This window comes from Yersinia hibernica, from assembly GCF_004124235.1.
Taxonomy (GTDB): domain Bacteria; phylum Pseudomonadota; class Gammaproteobacteria; order Enterobacterales; family Enterobacteriaceae; genus Yersinia; species Yersinia hibernica.
Genome location: NZ_CP032487.1, coordinates 4,056,124 through 4,077,077, shown reverse-complemented (window position 1 = coordinate 4,077,077; position 20,954 = coordinate 4,056,124). Strand labels below are relative to the sequence as shown.

The window sequence follows — 20,954 nt, the reverse complement described above, 5'->3', positions numbered from 1 at the left end:
ATTAATTTAAATGATAAGTGACAATAAAAATCCAGCAGATATTGCAACAGCATAGGGAACTCCGCGCTGTTGAATATCTCTCCGGTTAACCAACATTCCTATTATCATCACTACGCCGCCCATCATTGCTGTATAGAGAATAAAATCCAGTGACTGCACCGTTGTTAGTGCAAATAACAATGCGGTGATTAATTTGACATCACCTCCACCAATAAGGTTGAAATAAAATATGCCATAACCAATCAGTAATGCACTGAGAGGAATTATCATGTTAATTCCGTGGTTGGTCGTAAAACCCAAAACTACGGTATTGATAGTGATAGTGATAATAAAATTATTGCTAATAGTCCGATAGTGGATATCACTGTAGCAGACCAACAGTAGCTGCAATATCAATAGTGTATTTAACAATACGTTAAATAGGTTCAATCCACCACCCCGATATATATGATGCACGGTAGTATTAGGCTACCGTGCAGATGAGAACAATTTATATTTATTTAACCATTTCAGTTATGTTTGTCATGGTCGAATCTACTATATCCTTCAATGGTGTTTTCACTAAGGCCAGTAAGGTAGCTGCTACAGCAATTATCATAACGTACTCAATAACCGTGCCGCGATTATCTTTCATAAACTTTTGTACATTAACTTGTGCTGTTACGTAACCTTTAGTGATTAAGTCCATCATAGCTTATTTTCCTCGTTAAAAGTGTTGGGAATTTTCCCGATATTTTAAATTAAGTATTGAGTAGGTATTTCGCTACTACCCGAATTGATATTTTTTATATTCGCCTCGTTCGTAGTGGTAGCTATTAAACGTTTTATTGGGTGGGAAATCCTTTTTGCTGCCATCATTTTGCCTTTTTAAATCACATTCATTTTAGTGCGATCATTAAGGATTTGGTTTGTCCCCACTGAATAAGATAATAGTGACTAAGACTGAGAGGAATGAGAGCCAGCAGAAAGAGAAAAAAGCGAGTATAGAAATTAATCTTTTCCAGTGGTTGCTGTGCAGAAAGCTTTGTTTACTCGCTATTGGTGGAGTTTGTAGTGCAATGCTTTTAACTGGCAAAGAGAGTGTAGTGGTTTGAGAGGTAGCAGGGAGTACTGTTATCTGTTGAATATCATTATTGTTTTGCTCTTCTTGTAAGCCTTGGCACCCTGTTATTTGGCTGACTGACCCGGTATAGCGAACTCCTTTGCGAGGAATTGTATGAATAAGGGATTCTTTCAACCCAACCTGAATAAATGCCTTACGCAGCATATAGAGTTGCCCATAATAACTGCTTTCACTGACTGCTCCGCGTTGTTCTTTCCATACTTGATTGATAATCTGCTCTTTTTCAGTGACGCCATTAAGCAATAACTGTAAGAATCTCAGATTATTTTCAGTCAATATTACCACTGAGCCATCAGGGCCATTTAAGCAGCGTTGTGTGGGGGAAAATAGCACCGTGCCTTCTAATTTAAACACTATCTCATTTGTCTCCATATTGGCAGTTACCTATCCTGTATAAGGTGTGTGTTTTTTATTGCTTTAAGGTTTTATCTTATCTTGAGCAAATCAGATCTACTCGAGTAAGTGTTTTTCTTTGATGTTGTGTATTGTAAGTGTCGTCATACCATGTGATGGTTGCTATAAGGATTATTAATGCGCTGCTTCTCTATGCTTATTTCCCCATAAACTCTTTAAAGAACTACGCCACATATTCTTGCATGATACAATTATGCTTAACAAGCAGTCATTTAGACTGAATATGCTATTTGCTATTATTATTTATCATCATTTCTTATTTGTTTATTATTTTATCCTTGCCATTTAATTGTGTTTTTTGCATTATTCTTCTTGTTTTCGATGAATTTTAATGTTTTTTAACTTCAATATATTAAATATAATATTTTCTCTCCGTGTGAAGTGGTGAAAAGTCGGTGGGGAATGAAATAGCAATAAGTTAACTCGGGAGTTGGAGTAAATTATATTGGTCTTAGTGACACAATAGTTTGAGGTAAAGTGAGGCCGTGATGGCAACGGATCTGTCTTCCCAATGACACCATGAGGCGGATTTTCTGCCAGTGCGGGCACATGTCGGATTAACTTAACCTTTTGTTGCGCTGGGCGGATTGAGAACTAATCAGGCACCAATAAGAAAGCCCTGAGTTCTGTAAAGTTAAATTCAGGGCTATGGTGAGGATGACTAAGGTTTTATTGCTATTTACGGTCTTTTTTGTGCAGCAACCTATACACCGCCGGAATAACTAACATCGAAAGCAAGGGGGCGCTCACCATCCCGCCGATCATTGGGGCGGCAATGCGTTGCATAACTTCTGAACCGGTGCCGCCTCCCCACATAATGGGCAGTAGGCCAGCCATGATTGTCGCCACCGTCATGGCTTTGGGTCGAACTCGCAGCACCGCCCCCTCATGAATGGCGGCACTCATTTCGCTGGCAGTCATGGTCATACCGGGGCGCTGATATTTTTTCAGTGCTTGATTCAGATACAGTACCATAATGACGCCAAACTCTGCCGCGACCCCCGCCAGCGCGATAAAGCCAACTGCTGCGGGGACGGAAAAGTTATAGCCCAGGCCATAAAGCAGCCAAACTCCGCCAATCAGTGCGAAAGGCAGGGTCGCCATAATCAAGGCGGCATCACGGACACTACTGAATGTCACATACAGCAGCACGAAAATGATCATCAGAGTGACTGGCAGAACAATTTTCAGTTTCGCACTCGCGCGCTCCAGATATTCAAATTGCCCAGACCAACTGAGAGAAACCCCCTCCGGCAGTTTCACTTGTTGGGCTACAGCTTGTTGCATGTCAGTAACCGCTGATTTCAAATCTCGCCCACGTAGATCAACATAAACCCAGTCGGATAAGCGCGCATTTTCACTTTTCAGCATCGGGGGGCCTTCTGCCACTTTGATATCTGCCAGTTCGGATAATGCCACTTGCCCACCGCTGGCGGTAATGACCGGTAAATCACGTAATTTCTGTAGCGAATCACGGATTTCTCGTGGATAACGCAGATTGATGGGATAGCGCTCGCGCCCTTCAATGGTTTCGCCAATGTTTTGCCCGCCAATCACGGTTTCGACCAGTGATTGTAGCTCTTTGACTGACACGCCATAGCGCGCGGCCCGCTTGCGGTCGATATCAATATCAATATAGCGGCCACCGGCCAGCCGCTCCGACAGCGCCGAGGTAACCCCCGGTACTTTGCGTACCACTTGCTCAATTTGCTGCGCCACTTGCTCAATTTGCTGCACATTCTTGCCGTTCACTTTGACTCCGACCGGGCTTTTTATCCCTGTAGACAGCATGTCCAGCCGGTTACGGATGGGCGGCACCCACAGATTGGCAATCCCAGGGACGTTAACAGTGGCATCCAGTTCCTCAATCAATTTGTCCATGGTCATGCCGGGCCGCCATTGATCTTTGGGTTTAAAACGAATGGTAGTTTCAATCATAGTGAGTGGCGCGGGATCAGTGGCGGTTTCCGCGCGCCCGGCTTTACCAAACACGGTGGCCACTTCCGGCACTGTTTTGATCAAGCGATCAGTTTGTTGCAGCAAGTGGCTGGCTTCCCGCACGGAAATCCCCGGCAGGGTCGAGGGCATATACAGCAAATCACCTTCATCCAGAGCGGGCATAAATTCGCTGCCTAAGCGGCTCAGCGGATATAATGTGGCCAGCAATAATATGCCCGCCACCGCCAGGGTGGTTTTTGGCCGCGCCAGCACGGCGGTTAACACTGGGTGATACAGAGCAATGAGCCAGCGGTTAATCGGGTTGGCATTTTCGGTCGGAATTTTTCCACGAATAAAATAGCCCATTAACACCGGCACCAAGGTGATGGCTAAACCGGCAGAAACCGCCATGGCATAAGTTTTGGTGAAGGCCAGCGGCGAAAACATTCGCCCCTCTTGTGCTTGTAAGGTAAATACCGGGATAAATGACAACGTAATAATCAGTAAACTGCAAAAGAGCGCCGGGCCGACTTCAATTGCCGCCTGTTCGGATATACGCCAGTAATCCGAGCTAACGGGCGTTTGGCCGGGTCTATCCCGCCGCCATTGCTCCAATACTTTGTGCATGTTCTCGATCATCACGATCGCCGCATCCACCATGGCACCAATGGCAATAGCAATGCCGCCCAGTGACATGATATTGGCATTAACGCCCTGATAATGCATGACAATAAAAGCCCCGAGGATCCCCAGTGGCAAGGTGATTATCGCCACCAGTGCCGAGCGGAAGTGGAACAGAAATAAAGAGCAGATAACCGCGACGACTAAAAACTCTTCCAGCAGCTTAAATGACAAGCTGTCGATAGCCTGAGTAATCAGCTGTGAGCGGTCATAGACTGGCACAATTTCTACCCCGGCGGGCAAGCTGCGCTCAATCTGTTGCAGTTTCTCTTTCACGCCATTGATGGTTTCTAATGCATTTTTACCATAACGCATCACAATGATGCCGCCCGCCACTTCTCCTTCGCCATTTAATTCCGCCACGCCGCGCCGCATCTCTGGCCCCATGCGCACAGTGGCGACATCGGACAGTAAAATGGGGAGGCCCTCACGGGCGGTAATCACAATATTTTGAAAATCATCCGGTGTTTTCAGATAGCCACTGGCCCGCACCATATATTCGGCGGCCCCCATTTCCAACACTGAGCCTCCGCCTTCCTGATTGCTGTCAGCAATGGCGCTGGCAATTTGCTGATGCGAAAGATTCAGCGCCCGCATCCTTTCTGGGTCAAGCACCACCTGATATTGGCGCACCATGCCGCCAACACTGGCGACTTCCGACACGTTGGGCACCGTTTTCAGCTCAAACTTCAGTGTCCAATCCTGTAATGCGCGCAAATCAGCCAAACTGTGTTTGCCGCTTCTATCGATTAAAGCATATTCATAGATCCAGCCAACGCCGGTAGCATCCGGGCCCAGGGCAGCTTTGGCCTCGGCGGGGAGGGTGGATTGCACTTGACTGAGATACTCCAACACGCGTGAGCGCGCCCAATAAGGGTCGGTTCCATCATCAAACAGCACATAAACATAGGCATCGCCAAACATGGAAAAGCCGCGCACAGTTTTGGCCCCGGGCACAGATAACATGGTGGTCGTCAGCGGGTAAGTGACTTGATCTTCGACCACTTGTGGTGCTTTACCGGGATAACTGACGCGAATGATCACTTGCGTATCTGACAGGTCGGGCAATGCATCCAGTGGGGTTTGTTGCAGTGACCAAATCCCCCAAGCGGCCATCATCGCCGCGCCCAGCAGCACCAACAGCCGGTTACGTAGCGACCAGCGGATAATGGCGGCAATCATAAGTGGCTCCCATGGATATCCGTGGTGTTATTGGTTTTCACCGGCAGGATCTGGCGGATTTGTGCGCCTTGCTCATTCAAGGTGAAGGTGAAATTCACTTTGCTCCCGACATCAATATCTGCTGATAACTTGCCCGGTGGCAGCAGGAAGTCCATGGTCATGGCTCCCCATTTCAAGGCGGCAATTGGGCCATGTGACAAGGTGATGGTTGCACCATTAATCGCGTTGACTTCCCCTTGCACCGAGTAGATGTCGGCCGGTGCTGATACCGCCGCAGATGACGCAGTTGCTGGAATGTCATTCATTTGTGGCAAGGCGCTGTGCAAACTGGCCTCCGAATCAATCAGGAATTGCCCGGAGGTCACCACCAACTGGCCATTGCTCAAGCCGGATTTGATTTCGACCCAACCGTCCTGAGTTTGTCCGATACTGACTTCAACGGGCTTAAAGTGGCCATCACCTTCGGCCAGCAACACGGTGTTGCGGTTGCCCGACATTAATAATGCTTCCTGCGCAATGACCAGCACCGGCTCACGGGGAGCTATTTGTGTCGATTGCACATTCAGATACATACCTGGTTTTAGCTTCTGTTGTGGGTTTTCTACGGTGATGCGGGCTTTTAATGTGCGCGTCGTGAGATCCATACTGGGCAATAACTCGCTGACTTTGCCATGGAAGGTTTCACCCGGCCAACTGGCCGTGGTCGCCGCAATTTCACTGCCGATAGTGACTAAACTGGCTTGTGACTGCGGATAATCCACCACGATCCACACCGGATCGAGGCTGGCTAATTCGAACAGCGATTGGGTCGCACTGACTTGCGAACCGGCGCGGATATCCAGTTTATTGACATAGCCCGTGGCCGGGGAGCGCAGAGTGACGCGCGTTTGCGGCTGACCGCTTTTTTCTACACTGCGAATCACCTCTTCTGGCATAAATTGCAGTTGTAGCCGCTGGCGCGCCGCCATGGTTAATGCGCTGTCACCCAATTTGCGAATCGCCAGATACTCTTGCTGAGCGGCACTCCAGTCCGGCACCCATAATTGCGCTAATGGCTGATTTTTTGTGACGGATTGCTGGTTGGCTCGCACATATAATTGCTCGATGATGCCATTCGCCCGTGCCGCAATCACTTGTACACTGCGTTCATCTGTCGCCACGGTGCCGTAGCCGGTGAGGCGATAATCCAGCACACGCAGTTCTGCCGGGGCGGTACGTACCCCCAGATTTTGCTGTTGGCGGGCACTGATAGTCACCCCTGCATCTTCCACGGTTTCACCGGCATAGCGTGGCACCAATTCCATATCCATAAATGGTGATTTTCCGGGCTTATCAAAGCGCTGAGCGGGGGACATCGGGTCATACCAATAGAGCACTTTACGGCTGCTGTCTGTTGTGGTGTCAGGGCTTGCCGTGGCAGTGTCAGTGAAATGCGATGCCGGTTTACCGAGCAGATATCCCCCCAGGCCACTAATCACGGCGACGGCCACCAAAGTCAGACTAAATAGTTTTTTCATCGCGCGCTCTCCTGCGGGGTCAGATAACGGATAGCCGCCCAAGTACGGGCTAATTCTCTGGCGACATTGCTGGCATTGAGCTGGCTGTCGAGCAGGGCGCGCCGGGCTTCTAATACACTGCTCAAATCACTTTTATTGGCCTGATACTGCGCCATCATCAAATCAACACGTTGTTTTTGCAGCGGTAAAACTTCATTGGTCTGCCGCTGCCATAACTGTTGGGTGGCCTGATATTGCGCCAGCAAAGTATCGAGCTGCGCCCGATGGTCACGGGTCAGTAATGTCAGTTGGTCATTGGCCTCCATTGAGCGCGAAACATCAGCGGCATAATCTTTGTCCTGACGTTGTGAGCGGAACAGCGGCAGATCGACTGTGACCATGACGCCGGCCATGTCCTCATACTCTTGCGCGCGTTTGGCGTAATAAACTTCAATACCCACATCGGGAGTGGCAGCAATCGCGGATTGCGCCGAGCGCGCTTTGGCCACTTCCGCTTCGCGGCTGGCGAGCAATATTTCGGGATGTTGGTTGATAGCATCCCGCAGGACCGTGATATCCGCGGGCAGGTGGGTGAATTTTGGCCGCGGCCCATTGACGTGTTGAACTTCGATTCCGGTCAATTGAGTCAGTTGGGTTTGCGCTAAAGCCACATCACGTTGTACGGTGGTTAACCTATCTTGCATGGCCGATAGCGTCAGGCGCGCCTCTAACACACTGCTGGGTAACGCGCCGCCACTGGCTACCCCGGCTCGTTGCAGCGCCAGCTGTTTTTCGCTTTCCTGTACCAAGACTTTGGCATCACTCACTGCTTGCTCGGTGAGCGCCAAGTCCAGCCAGGCTTGCGCGGTTTCTTTTTGTAGCCGGGTGCGGATGGTTTCGCTACCCGCTGCGGTTTTACGGGCTTCGGCATTGAGGGTATCGGCCTTTCTTTGCCGTTTATCGCTGCTGACATAATCCTGCATGATACCGATCCGCTGCATGGTCATGCCCTCGCGGGTAAAGCGGCGAGCATTGCTACCCCCGACGGGCAAGTTTTCAATGCCAAATTTCAGTTTGGGATCAGGCAGTTGGGTCGCAGAACTGGCCATATTTTCTAGCGCATTAACCTGATGCTGATTGGCGGATAACTCGGCGGAATAGCGCTGTGCGAAAACCAATGCTTGCTCCAGAGTGATATCCGCGGCGTAGCTGATGGCCGGCAAGCTGAATGCCACTGCCATCAGCAGGTGGGCCATTCCTAAGCGCAGTGCAGCCGGGCGCCGCACCCATTGTCGGCGATTCAATAAGTGGTTCATGATGGCTCCCGCCTTACGGCTGTTGTGCTGAAATGGCGGTGAGTTGATAACCCTGTTCAGTCTGGCGGAAGCTGAATGTCACGGATGTGCCAAGCGGAATCGGGGCTGGCACTAGGTTATCCGGCAGGCTGAATGTCATGGTCATTGGCGGCCAGTTTAGGGCTGAAACAGCACTGTGGGCGATGGCGACACTGTTGGTATTCCAGGCTTTTATTTGCCCGCGAGAGTGATAGACATCAGTTGGCGCGGTTGCGGTTTCAGCCATCATTGCCCCATGGTTATGGGACATCGGCATAGTTTCTGTCATTGACGGGATGGCGGCCAAAAGCGGAGCCGAGAATAGAGCGGCAGCATAAAGTAAGGCGCTAGCGGCGGTGGAGATAATATTAAATAAGGTATTCATAGAAATAACTCCAAAACAAAAATAAGCACAGCACGCGCAAGACGCGTGAATAATGTGGTTAAATCTGTCTGGATCTATTCTCTAAATCGGCAAAATGCGATTTCGGTGGGGGGGCCGACAATCGGTGGCATATGCCAGTCGAGGCGGTGAACTCGGGGCGCTTGTTGGACATCCGCCAACACTAATTCCGTGTGGGTCGGCAAGGCGGCCAGCACCAGCATCCCGCTGTCAGACTGTACTGAATCGGGAAGACAGTGTTTGTCACACAGGGAATTTTGCGCCTGGCCATGGGACATTTCCATCGCCGACAACATTTGCTGCATTGAGTCTGACTGCAAATGCCCTTGATGCTGGCTAAAAACCGGGGCCGCACTGGGGGCGATATCACACTGATGACCCGCAATCGCCAGTTGTGTATTGAGGAAAAACCAGCAGGCAACCAATAGCATACCGCACAGGCGCTTTTTACTGGCGCGCATCTGGTGCATTAGCTGTTTGCTGCTCATCAATGCTGGCATGATGACCCTGAATAAATGGCGAGATGAAAGAATGTTGTCTGCGAGTATAGGATTATCGCACTGTTTTTAGAATGGTTTTGTCCGGTTACGCTAAATAGAATGAAAGGTTGCTGAAAGGTTAGTGGGCTGAATTTATTATATTTATTGTCAATAACACCACAGAAATGGTGCGAATTGGGGCGAAAATTTACTTTTCTTTAAGTAATTCTTATCTCATTAAGATAAAAAGCGCGCCAGTAAGAATGAACCGGCGCGGTTGAAAACGAAAACTTACCAGGAATAACTGACGGTGGCGGTAGCGACACGGCCACTGCCATAGAAACAGGCCGCCATTTGCGCGCAGCTGGCGACATATTCTTTATTGAATACGTTATTAACATTGACCTGCAAACTGGTGCCTTTCATGGCGGGCAGTGCCTGCCCCAGTTCATAGCGCATCATCCAGTCATATAATGTTACCGCCGGGACTTTAAAGCTGTTTTTCCCATCGCCCCAACTGGTGCCGATATACCGCACACCGACGCCGGTAGATAAACCATCCACCACCCCTTTATCAAAGCTATACATTCCCCACAGTGAGGCTGAATGGCTTGGGGTACGAGCCGGCATTTTACCTAATTCAGCGGCGGTCTTGGTTTCACGCACTTTCCCTTTGGTGTAGGTATAAGCGGCGATCAGGTTGATATTGTCGTTGATCTGACTGTTTAATTGGGTTTCTATGCCGCGAGATTGGATTTCACCAATTGGCACATTATAGGCCAGTGCCTGGTCATATTGGCTGATGTTTTTCTGGCGTAAATCATATAATGCGGTGGTCAGTAGCGTGTTGCTTCCCGGTGGTTGGTATTTAACACCCAGCTCGACCTGACGTGCAGTCACAGGGTCAAGTGCCCCAGTACCCGGTGCGCCTTTGGCGGTGCTTGGCTCAAATGAAGTGCTGTAGCTGACATACGGCGAAATCCCGGAATCAAAGGCATACAACACGCCACCACGGCCAGTAAAGGCATGGTCATCCTGTTGGTCTTGGGTGGCCGTTTTGCGGCTCATGGTTTTTAGCTGCGACCAGTCATAGCGCCCGGATAACAGGAAATTCCACTTATCCAGCTCAATTTGGTCTTGTAAATAGACGCCGACTTGGTCGAGCTTGGTCAAGTCACTGCTATTAAGTGGCAAATCGCTGTCTTTAATATTCAGGCCATAAACCGGTGATACCCAATCCAGATTGTATGCTGGCAGCACTTTGCCCATAAAGAATTGGCTATCAATACGGGTGCGTTTGTAATCTATCCCTGTCAGCACGGTGTGGTTTAATTGACCAGTCCAGAAATCAGCTTGCAATTGGTTGTCGACTGCAAACTCAGCCGTGGTCTGGCGTTCAATTTGCGGGCGGCGGGTCATTGTGCGATTATCTGCCAGTAAATCCATAAAGACCAGATACTTATAATCCTGCTTGTTATAGCTGTAACGCAGGTTCTGGCGGAATTTAAAGGTATCATTGATGTAATGCTCAAGCGCGTAACCGGCCGAGGTTTGCTCGCGTTCCGATTGTTCAAACGATGGGTCGCTGACGTTAAAATCGTAAGGTATTTTGCCGTAAGCGGTGCCAAACACCGTGCCGGTGGCTGGTAAGAAATTACGTGAACCGGCCTTGGGTTCTTTCTGATAACTGGTCAGTAAAGTAAACGTGGTGTCTTCGTTGGGAATGAATGTTAACGCCGGGGCGATAGCAAAACGCTCCTGTTTGTAGGTATTCACGGCATCATCTTGTGTTCTGCCAATCCCATTCAGGCGATAGAGAACTTTACCCTCATCATCCAATATTCCACCAAAATCAAAGGCGGCTTCTGCCAAGCTATTATTGCCCGCCCCAACCTGCACTTTATGAATACTTTCAGCTGTTGGGCGCTTGCTGACCATATTTATCAGGCCGCCGGGGTTGACTTGACCATACAGGACTGAGGCCGGGCCACGGATGACTTCAACACGTTCTAGCAACCACGGGTCAATCTGGCCACCACGGCGTGCGCCACCCAGAGAGTTGTAACTCAACCCATCGAGAAAACGCGGCGCATAGCCGAAACCACGAATGATTACTTCGTCATTCATGTTAGATCCACCGCGATATTCCGGTACGACACCTGCGGTATAACGCAATGCTTGTGCGACGGATGTCGCGCCTTGATCCTGCATCTGCTGGCTAGTAATCACGGAAATTGATTGTGGCGTGCGGATAAGCGGGGTATCAGTTTTCGTGCCGGTTGAGCTATTTTTTGCGACGAAGCCATTATCTTGTTGCCCGCTGCCTGCTTTGGCAACAACCACGAGTTTATCTTCTTTCGCTGCGGCTTCTTTTGCGGTGGTCGCAGCCGCTGCTGGTAGTGTCGGTATTAATATAAATGCGGAGGTCAATAATAAGGTCTTTGATGTGTTGCTTGCCTGAAATAGTAATTTCCTTGGCATTTTCTCGCCAGAAATATCAAACATGATTTATCCCTACCTAGAAACACAATAATAAAAATGCTGGAGTCCATCCGGATTTATCCCCTTCAACTTTCAAATGACGGATATGTTGGCTGCTCTCAATAATCCGAATTACGCACGGTTCATTGAGTTTAAGGTCAATAATCTCATCGGAATTATCTTCTTTTCTGCCTTCCTACATCTTGAAATGTATTGGGTTTATTAATTTTCCGGTATAGCTATTAAGAAAGATTTCTGCCCATTCAATCATTCGCGCGACACCACAAGGCACCCTGACTAATATTGCGGGAATATGGTGAAACTCTCGAGAGAACATGCACTATGTTATTGCAAACGGTAATGGTTCTCAATATTATTTGCATTCATATTTAAATTATAAATATATTTAACTTGGCCACGTCCAGACATACATTGGCTAGAAGAGTGGTGAATTGAGACTTGAGCAATGAAATCAAAAGGATTGTGTGTGAGCACGACAGATGAATACCCTGATAGCCAGAGTTTGTTAGCTGACTCTTCGGCGGGTAGTGAAGCATGGTGGCAGCAGATTGCCCAGTGGGGGACACCGCTGGTGGAACCGGGCGCGGCTGGCAAAGTAAAGTTAACGTTTCTCTGGCGGGAACCCCCCGCGTTGGTGGGAGCCCCTGTATATAGTCGCGTCTACATTGATGTTAACGGTGTGACAGACCATCACAGTGTTAATCCTGAAACTCTACAGCACTTGGGCCAGAGCAATATTTGGTATTGGCAGGTCGAAGTGGAGCCTGACTTTCGCGGCAGCTACAGCTTTATTCCTGTTGTTGAAGAACACTGCCTGAATTTACCGGAAGGTACACCACAAGAGCGCCGCCAGGCACAACGCAATTGGTGGCTCTCATTGATGGCGATGGCGGAACACGATCCGCTCAACCACACCGCCCCTCATTACAGTTATCGCGGAAAGCCACTTTCGGCGGTGCATTTAGCTGATGCCTTGCCACAGACGGCGTGGCAGCCCATTGATGCTGGCCAAACACTGCCAATGGACCCCAAACGCCTGCAACTGATGACCTGGAATAGCGAGTTATTAGGCAACCGCCGCCACGTGTGGATTTACCACACACTTGGTGCGGAAGATAAAGCCGAACGGCCACTGGCCATCTTGCTCGATGGCCAGTATTGGGTACATGGGCAATCGCTATGTGCGGTGCTAGACAGTGAAACAGATGCCGGGCATTTACCCGCCGGTGTGTATGTGTTTATCGACATTATTGACCAGCCTCATCGCGCAGTGGAACTGCCCTGTAACCCAGATTTCTGGCAGGCGCTACAAACAGAATTACTGCCGCAGGTGGCTTTGCTGCAACCTTTCACTGACCAAGCCTCTCGTACCGTGGTCGCCGGGCAAAGTTTTGGCGGATTGGCCTCGCTCTATGCCGGATTGCAGTGGCCGCAGCGTTTTGGCTGTGTACTGAGCCAATCGGGCTCTTTCTGGTGGCCAGACGTCGATAATTTCCAAGCATTAACCGCAGGGACTGCCGAGCGGCAGGGCTGGTTGACAGAGCAGGTTTATCAAGGTCTGGGGGCTGAGCATCCATTGAATATTTTTATGGAAGCGGGCCGTCGTGAAGATGTGATTTATCAAGTCAATGAAGCTATGAGTGAGGCACTGCGCCAGGCTGGGCATCGGCTACATTACCGAATTTATTCAGGAGGCCACGACGCCCTGTGTTGGCGCGGTGGCTTAATTGATGGATTGCACTGTTTATTAGGTTCCTCAGATTCAAAATAAGGATATTTACGCCATGAACAATGAAGCGCCAACCAACCCGTTTGATAACGAAAATCTGCCCTTTTTTGTGCTGATCAATGAGCAGCAGCAATACAGCTTGTGGCCACAAATTACGGCGATCCCCGCCGGATGGGCAGTTGTTCATGGCCCACAGAGCCGAGCCGATTGTGTGAAATATCTTGAGGTTAATTGGACTGACATGCGCCCGGCCAGTTTGATTCGGGCAGAGCTTGGCCTGCGCTAACGCGGCCATGGGCTAAAGGAATTATCAGATTATTGTGGCCCCACGGGCCGCAATAAATCCTGTGTTGCCAAAAGAAAAGGAATACCCGTCGTGTCAGAGGATTCAATCTCCCTTTTTGCTGCTGTCGAGTTACCCCTGGTTGCGGCACAGCCCGGTATATGGTTTGCCGAACAACTCAGTCACCAAAAAAATATCTTTACGGTGGCCCATTATATTGAACTGGCAGGGCCGCTGGATCAGGCGCTATTTAGCCATGCGGTTAGCCAAGGGTTAGCTGAAGCAGATACCCTCCACGCCCACTTTTTTGACGGCAACGATGGCCCGATGCAGCGCATTCCCCTACAGCGTGATGTGGCGAGCATGCCTGAACTGGCATGGCTGGATCTCAGTGCGCGCGCCGATGGGCGGCAAGTCGCGCTGACATTAATGCAGGATGACACTGAGGCCGAGTTACGGCTAGAAGATAAAAACCCGCTGTATCGGCACTGGGTTATCCGTGTTCCGGATGAAAAGGGTAAACCGCGGTGGTTTTGGTATCAGCGTTATCATCATTTATTGCTTGATGGCTTTAGTTTCGCGGCAATTACCCGCCGTATCGCCGATATTTATACTGCTTTACTGCAAGGGAAACCTATTGGGGAATCGCCCTTTACCCCGTTCAGTGATGTGGTCAGTGAATATCTGGCATATGTGGGATCAGAAACCGAGCAGCGCGATAAGCAATTTTGGCAACATCACACGGCCGATTTACCCGCCGCGATAACCCTCTCGGCGATAAATGCCCCCATCCGGGCAGAGCACAGCGATAATCGCGTCCTGCGCCAGCGCATTAATATTGATGCCGAATTATTTGGCCATTTAACCCAGCAGGGAGCTGAGCAACGCCTTGCCGCCGCTGATATGGCGATGGCGTTGTTACTGATTTATTTTGCGCGCATGAGCGGCGAAATGCGCTTATCAGTCGGGTGCCCATTTATGCGCCGCATGGGGTCTGCGGCTTTGACAGCCAGCGGGCCGGTAGTCAATGTGTTGCCATTGCAAGTTACTTTGCACCATGAAATGCGCATTTTTGATGTGGCCCAAGCCGTGGCGAATGAGCTGAAGACCGTGCGTAAACATCAGCGCTATGAAGCGGAGCAATTACGGCGTGATTTGGGCATGGTCGGCTCACAGCGGGCGCTGTATGGCCCGGTTCTGAATTTTAAAATGTTCGATTTCGCCCTGAATCTGGGGGAGATAACCGGCATTACCCACACTTTGGCCTCCGGCCCGGTTGATGATATTGAGTTTGATCTCTACCTGCATAACGGCCAATTGTCGCTGGAAATATTAGCAAATACAATGTATTACGACGAATCTGACCTGCATCAGCATGGTGAGCGGATACAATTTTTGTTGCAGCAACTGGCAGCCCAAACCGAAATCACAGTTAGCGGCCTATTATTGACGCCAGAACAAGAGTTGCAACGTATTGATAACTGGGCTAATGGCCCGGAATTAACCCTGCCGGCCGGGGTTGTTTCTGTGCTGGATATTTTCCAACAGCAGGTGAGTGCGCAACAGGATGTTATTGCGGTGAGCTGCGGCGAGCAAAATCTAACCTATCGCCAGCTTTCAGCCCGTGTGGCCCAACTCGGGCGAGTATTGATGGCCCGAGGTATTGGGGCTGATGATGTTGTCGCGATTGGTATTCCGCGGACTGTGGATTCACTGGTGGCCATTTTGGCGGTGTTAGCCAGTGGTGCGGCGTATATGCCGCTTGATCTGGACTATCCGATGGAGCGTCTGACGCTGATGTGTGAGGACGCCAAGCCGCGTTTATTGTTAGCCCATCAATCGACTGCCAGCGCGTTATCTTCACTGGTCGCCACGGCTGAAATGGCAATAGTTTGTCTCGATGAACGGCACTTTCAGCAGGAGTGTGCGGCTTTCCCAGCCCAGCCCATCACTGATGCCGAACGCCGACAGCCAATGCACGGCGACCAGCTGGCTTACATGATTTATACCTCCGGTTCGACTGGGCGACCAAAAGGGGTGATGAGCACGCACGGTGGGCTAGTTAACTTGCTGGTGGCACATCGCACCTATCTGTACGGCCCGGCGATGGCGGAATTTAAGCAGCATAATTCACGGCGGATGCGGGCGGGGCACACGGCATCATTCTCCTTTGATTCCTCGTGGGAGCCGTTGTTCTGGATGATGATGGGCTGCGAGATGGTTATCTTTGATGAAGATATGCGCCGTGATGCTTATGCATTGGTGCAGATGATGGATCAGACGCCGATCGACACCATGGATATTACGCCATCATTCTTTACCCAAATGATTGATAGCGGTTTGCTGGAACCCGGGCGTCACCGGCCTGCCTTTATTATGATTGGCGGTGAGGCGGCAACCCCGCATTTGTGGGATTTGCTGAAACAGCATCCGGAACTGAATGTGGTTAATTTCTACGGCCCATCGGAATACACCATTGATACTCTTGGCGCTCACACTCAAGTTGCGGCACAACCAGTGATTGGCCGCCCGGTGGCAAATACCGAGGTCTATTTGCTCGACAGTCAACTGGCCAAAGTGCCAGTCGGTGCCGTGGGAGAGTTATACATCGCCGGAAAAGGTTTGGCTCGAGGTTATCTGAACCGGCCTGATTTAACGGCGGCGCGTTTTGTTGCTAACCCTTTTCGTCATGGTGAAGTGATGTATCGCAGCGGTGATTTGATGCGCTGGACGGCCGCGGGGCAATTGGATTTCGTCGGACGCATCGACCACCAAATAAAAGTGCGTGGTTTCCGGGTTGAGCTGGGCGAAGTCGAAAATGCGCTGGTAGCATTACCTGAAGTCAGTAGCGCCGTGGTTATGGCACAAGCGATTGGCGCGACGCATCGACTGATTGGTTACTGTGCGGTGCCAGATGCACAACTGCGCCGTCGGCAAGACCTTAATGCTCAGCTAATGGAGCAACTGGCACTCACTTTGCCCGATTATATGCTGCCAGCAGTCTTAGTGGTGTTGGATGAAATGCCGCTGACGGTAAACGGTAAAATTGATCGTCAGGCGCTACCCGCCCCGCAGCACCAGCAGCCATCCACCAGCCGCGCCCCACAAACCCCGCAGGAAACGCGACTGTGTGATGCTATCGCCAGCTTGCTGCGCCTAGAGAGCATTGGGGCCGAAGATGATTTCTTCCAGCTGGGTGGGGACAGTATTTCAGCCATGGCGCTGGGCAGCACTTTACGCCGTGCCGGTTTCCGTCTGGCTCCCCGCGAGATTTTTGCTCTGCGCACCCCTGCTAAGATGGCACTGGCTTTAGCGCCATTAATTGATAGACCGCTGGCGAGCCATTCGGCATCAACGGCGGCGATGTTCCCCGAAACACTCTGGCAGGCCGCCAGTGAAAAATATGGCCCGATCGCCGATATCTTGCCGGTTTTGCCGCTCCAACAAGGTTTGCTATTCCATGCTCAGTTAGGGCAAGAAGCCAATAATTACAATGCTATCAGCCGGTTTGACCTCCAAGGAGAGCTTGATATTGAGCGCTTGCGCGATGCATTGGAAAGTTTGCTGCACCGCTACCCACAACTGGGGGCTATTTTTGACAGTGAGTTGCACCGTGAATCATTGCAGATCTTGCCGCAGATCCAAGGTAGCGCACGCCGCTGGCCATGGCAGCAATACTCCCTCAGCGCATTGACGCCGGAGCAGCAACTCGCCAAAACCCAGCAATTGGAGCGCGAAGGGCTGGCGCGTGATTTAGTGAGTGAAACAGCGGGAACGTTAAAGCCGTTGTTGATGGCCACGTTGATAAGTTACAGCGCCGAGCGCCATGCTTTGATTATCATCGCGCACCATCTGGTGGGGGATGGCTGGTCATCGGCAATCTTGCTGCATGATGTGCTGCATTTGTATGGCAACAATAGCGAACTGCCGCCGCTGAGTGTCAGCTATGGCGATTTGATCCGCGGTATGACAGCGCGTGATCTGCAACCGGACCGCTTGGCTTGGCAACAGGCTATTTGCGGGGTGACGCCAACTATTTTATACCCAGAAGCCAATGCCGCCGGCCCGGTACACGAGTGGGTGATTGCGCTGGACAGCAAGCTGGAAACGGCTCTAACCGAGCTGCAACGGCGCGAGGGTATTACGCTCAATACTTTGTTGCAAGGTGCTTGGGCCGCCTTATTGAGTGTGCTCAGCGGGCGGGATGACGTGGTATTTGGCTCGCCAGTCTCTGGCCGTTTCAGTGAAATTGAAGGTATCGAACAGCATGTTGGGCTGTTCAGCAACACCATCCCGGTGCGGGTGAAACTGCAACCGCAATTGCCATTGTTGGCGCAATTGGCGGCTTTGCAGCAGCAACAGATTCAGTTGCTGGAGCACGATGGTCTGGGCCTAGGGGAGATCCAGCGCCTGACGGGGGCAAATACATTATTTGATACCATGCTGGTGGTTGAAAACTATCCAGAAAACAGTCAATTGCACCAGCAATCTTTCGCTGGTGTGCGGTGCAATGCCCTGAATAATCGTGGCTATACCCATTATCCACTGACCTTATTAGTCCTGCCGGGTGAGAAGTTGCATCTGCAACTGGAATACCGTGATGCGGTTACTGACCCACAGCAACTGGCCCAGCGCTTGGTGATGTTGCTCGAGTATTTAGTGTGGCAACCGGATCTGCCGTTGTCTGCCCTAGATCTGCTGACGGCCAGTGAGAAAACGCTGTTAGCATCTGTCAATGACACCGCCATCGCCCTACCTATGTTGACTCTATGTGATTTGATGAATCAGCAGTCACAGCTGACTCCTCAGGCAATTGCCTTGTTAGATATTAATGAAACGCTGACTTATCAGCAGGTTAGTCAGCGGGTTGAATCGCTGGCTATCTGTTTGCGTCAACAAGGTGTGCAACCTGGTGATCGGGTGGCAGTGGCGCTGCCCCGCTCGGTTAATCTCAGCTTGGCTTTGATGGCGATTCTGGCTGCTGGCGCGGCTTATCTGCCATTGGATACCAGTTATCCGGATGATCGTTTGGCTTATATGATAAGTGATGCTGATCCACGCCTGCTGATGACGATCAGCTCATTAGCGGATCGTTTTACCGGTCAGGCGCGTCTATTATTGCTGGATAAACTGCCTGAGCAGGGTCAATCGCCACTCTTGCCTGCGGTTTCGATAGCGCCTGAGAGCCCGGCCTATCTGATTTATACCTCCGGCTCTACCGGCCGACCAAAAGGGGTTGTTGTGTCGCACGGAGCAATCGTTAACCGCTTGCTCTGGATGCAAAATGAGTATCCGCTGGGCCATGATGATGTGGTATTACAAAAAACGCCGTGCAGTTTTGATGTCTCGGTCTGGGAGTTTTTCTGGCCGATGATAACCGGGGCAAAATTGGTTATGGCACCGCCGGATGCCCATCGTGATCCGGAGGCACTGCGTAGCCTGATTGAGGATTATGGTGTGACAACCGCCCACTTTGTGCCGTCAATGCTGGCCGCTTTTGTGAGCGCGATGCATGGGCAGCACCAACCTGGTCGCAGTTTACGCCGGGTATTTTGTAGCGGCGAAGCATTGTCACGCGAACTATCGGAGCTATACCAGCAGATTTTCACCGCGCCATTACATAATTTATATGGCCCGACTGAAGCGGCAGTAGATGTCACTTATCAACCGGCGTATGGCGATGCTTTGGCGCGGGTGAGCGGCAGCAGTGTGCCGATCGGCAAGCCGGTGTGGAATACTCAGTTGCGCATTCTCGACAGTATGTTGCGCCAAGTGCCTGTTGGCATTGCTGGCGACCTTTACCTGTGTGGCGTGCAACTGGCGCAGGGCTACTATGCCAGACCGAGCCTCACTGCTAGCCGTTTTGTCGCGGACCCTTATGATAATGGGCTGCGGATGTACCGTACCGGTGATATTGCCCGCTGGCTGCCGGATGGCACTGTGGAGTATCTCGGGCGCAGCGACGATCAATTGAAGATTCGTGGGCAGCGCATTGAGTTGGGTGAGATTGAATCCGCGCTATTGGAATTGCCCGAGGTGCAGCAAGCTGTCGTGCATGCCCGCTCCTTAGCCGGGGCAGAAGGGGCTTTAGCCGGTGCTGATACGCGCCAGTTAGTCGGCTATATCGTGCCGGTTGCCGGAGCAGAAAATAGCGATATGGACGTTTTGCGGAGCCAACTGAGTGAGCGCTTGCCAGCACATATGGTGCCAGTGGTTATCATCAGCTTGAATGCTTTCCCGCTGAGCGCCAATGGTAAGTTGGATCGCAAGGCATTGCCGGCACCGGCTAATCAAGCGGGCCGAGGGGGACGGGTGCCACAGGCCGGTCTGGAAACGGTGATTGCCGGATTATTTGCCCAGTTACTGGGGGTCGAGTCGGTGACGGCGGATGATGATTTCTTCGCGCTAGGCGGCCACTCCTTGCTGGCGATGCGCTTAGCAGCAGATCTGCGCCGTGAGCTGCAACAGCCGGTGGCGGTGGGGCAGGTGATGGTGGCCTCGACGGTGGCCGCATTGGCCGCCGCATTGAGTCAGCCGCAATTAGAACAAAGTGCGGGCAAAGCCGGTTTCAGTGAAATTTTGCCGCTGCGTAGTGGTAGCGGTAATCCACTATTTTGTATCCACCCAGCGTCAGGTTTTGCTTGGCAGTTCAGTGCATTACCGCGTTATTTACCGGGTCACTGGCCAGTCTTGGGAATTCAGTCACCGCGCCCTCATGGAGCCATTGCTACCTATCAGGATATGGACCGCTTATGTGACCACCATCTGGCGACGTTACGTCAGGTGCAGCCACAAGGACCATACCATCTGATGGGCTACTCACTGGGAGGCACCGTGGCGCAGGCCATGGCAGTAAAATTGCAGGCTCAGGGCGAGGACGTGGCATTTCTGGGGCTATTGGATACTTATCCACCGGAAACCCAAGACTGGCATGCTCCGATTGAGGCGGAAGCGCTGGAAGAAGTTGAACGTGAGCGGGCATTGTTTATGGCGGCGGCGGGCGATGAGCTGGAAGAGAAGCGAGAAATGTTTGCACAAATTCAGGCAAATTATGACGATTCTGTTGGCTTGTTATCAGGGGCAAAAACGCCGGTTTATCAGGGCGAAACCACGTTATTTGTCGCCACTCAAACCCTACCCGCAGGGGAAACCCCGGCGGAGATTTGGCGGCCATATGTCAAGCAATTGCGCACATATCATCTTGATTGTTCACATATTACCATGATGTCGCCGGAGACATTAAAAGTGCTGGGGCCGATTTTACAGAAAGTATTCAGTGGGATGGAGTCACTCGGATAGCTGTTGGCAATATCGAGTCTGGTTTCGGTTGAGATACTGTGGTAACACAATGATTATCAACCGAAACCTAACCCGAGACTGCAACAACTGA

At 51.0% G+C, this 20,954-nt stretch carries 12 protein-coding genes; 3 read left to right on the top strand and 9 right to left on the bottom strand.

What is annotated here, in order from left to right:
• Positions 1-6: 6 nt before the first annotated feature.
• The 9 genes from D5F51_RS19150 to D5F51_RS19110 all read right to left on the bottom strand — a co-directional run bounded on the left by D5F51_RS19150 (position 7) and on the right by D5F51_RS19110 (position 11,555).
• Positions 7-393, bottom strand: coding sequence for an A24 family peptidase (locus D5F51_RS19150; RefSeq protein WP_162301866.1), 387 nt, complete (start codon positions 391-393; stop codon positions 7-9).
• Between the two features lie 103 nt (positions 394-496).
• Positions 497-691 carry a hypothetical protein gene (locus tag D5F51_RS19145; RefSeq protein ID WP_129198531.1) on the bottom strand — a complete coding sequence of 65 codons (195 nt, stop codon included), beginning with the start codon at positions 689-691 and terminating at the stop codon, positions 497-499.
• Positions 692-895: 204 nt separating this feature from the next.
• Positions 896-1,495, bottom strand: coding sequence for a winged helix-turn-helix domain-containing protein (locus tag D5F51_RS19140; RefSeq protein ID WP_129198529.1), 600 nt, complete (start codon positions 1,493-1,495; stop codon positions 896-898).
• Positions 1,496-2,212: 717 nt separating this feature from the next.
• Positions 2,213-5,338 carry an efflux RND transporter permease subunit gene (locus tag D5F51_RS19135; RefSeq protein WP_129198527.1) on the bottom strand — a complete coding sequence of 1,042 codons (3,126 nt, stop codon included), beginning with the start codon at positions 5,336-5,338 and terminating at the stop codon, positions 2,213-2,215.
• Positions 5,335-6,855 (bottom strand): efflux RND transporter periplasmic adaptor subunit, encoded by a 1,521-nt coding sequence (locus D5F51_RS19130; RefSeq protein WP_129198525.1) that lies wholly within the window; start codon positions 6,853-6,855, stop codon positions 5,335-5,337. The genes D5F51_RS19135 and D5F51_RS19130 overlap by 4 nt, the downstream gene beginning before the upstream one ends.
• Positions 6,852-8,150: a TolC family protein gene (locus tag D5F51_RS19125; RefSeq protein ID WP_129198523.1), complete on the bottom strand. Its 1,299-nt coding sequence runs from the start codon at positions 8,148-8,150 to the stop codon at positions 6,852-6,854. The genes D5F51_RS19130 and D5F51_RS19125 overlap by 4 nt, the downstream gene beginning before the upstream one ends.
• A 13-nt stretch (positions 8,151-8,163) precedes the next feature.
• Complete coding sequence (locus D5F51_RS19120; protein WP_129198521.1) at positions 8,164-8,553, bottom strand: copper-binding protein; 390 nt, start codon at positions 8,551-8,553, stop codon at positions 8,164-8,166.
• Between the two features lie 74 nt (positions 8,554-8,627).
• Positions 8,628-9,041, bottom strand: a complete 414-nt coding sequence (locus tag D5F51_RS19115) for a hypothetical protein (protein WP_129199506.1) — start codon at positions 9,039-9,041, stop codon at positions 8,628-8,630.
• A gap of 300 nt (positions 9,042-9,341) precedes the next feature.
• Entirely contained in the window at positions 9,342-11,555 is a 2,214-nt protein-coding gene (locus D5F51_RS19110) for a TonB-dependent siderophore receptor (RefSeq protein ID WP_129198519.1), read from the bottom strand.
• A 463-nt stretch (positions 11,556-12,018) separates the two neighbouring features.
• On the opposite strand from D5F51_RS19110, the gene fes reads away from it, so the two are divergent.
• From fes to D5F51_RS19095, 3 genes are all read left to right on the top strand, one after another.
• Entirely contained in the window at positions 12,019-13,323 is a 1,305-nt protein-coding gene (fes, locus tag D5F51_RS19105) for an enterochelin esterase (protein WP_129198517.1), read from the top strand.
• Between the two features lie 13 nt (positions 13,324-13,336).
• Entirely contained in the window at positions 13,337-13,567 is a 231-nt protein-coding gene (locus tag D5F51_RS19100; protein WP_025376958.1) for an MbtH family protein, read from the top strand.
• A gap of 90 nt (positions 13,568-13,657) precedes the next feature.
• A complete protein-coding gene (locus D5F51_RS19095; protein WP_129198515.1) occupies positions 13,658-20,863 on the top strand; it encodes a non-ribosomal peptide synthetase in 7,206 nt (2,401 codons plus the stop codon).
• The last annotated feature ends 91 nt before the right edge of the window (positions 20,864-20,954 follow it).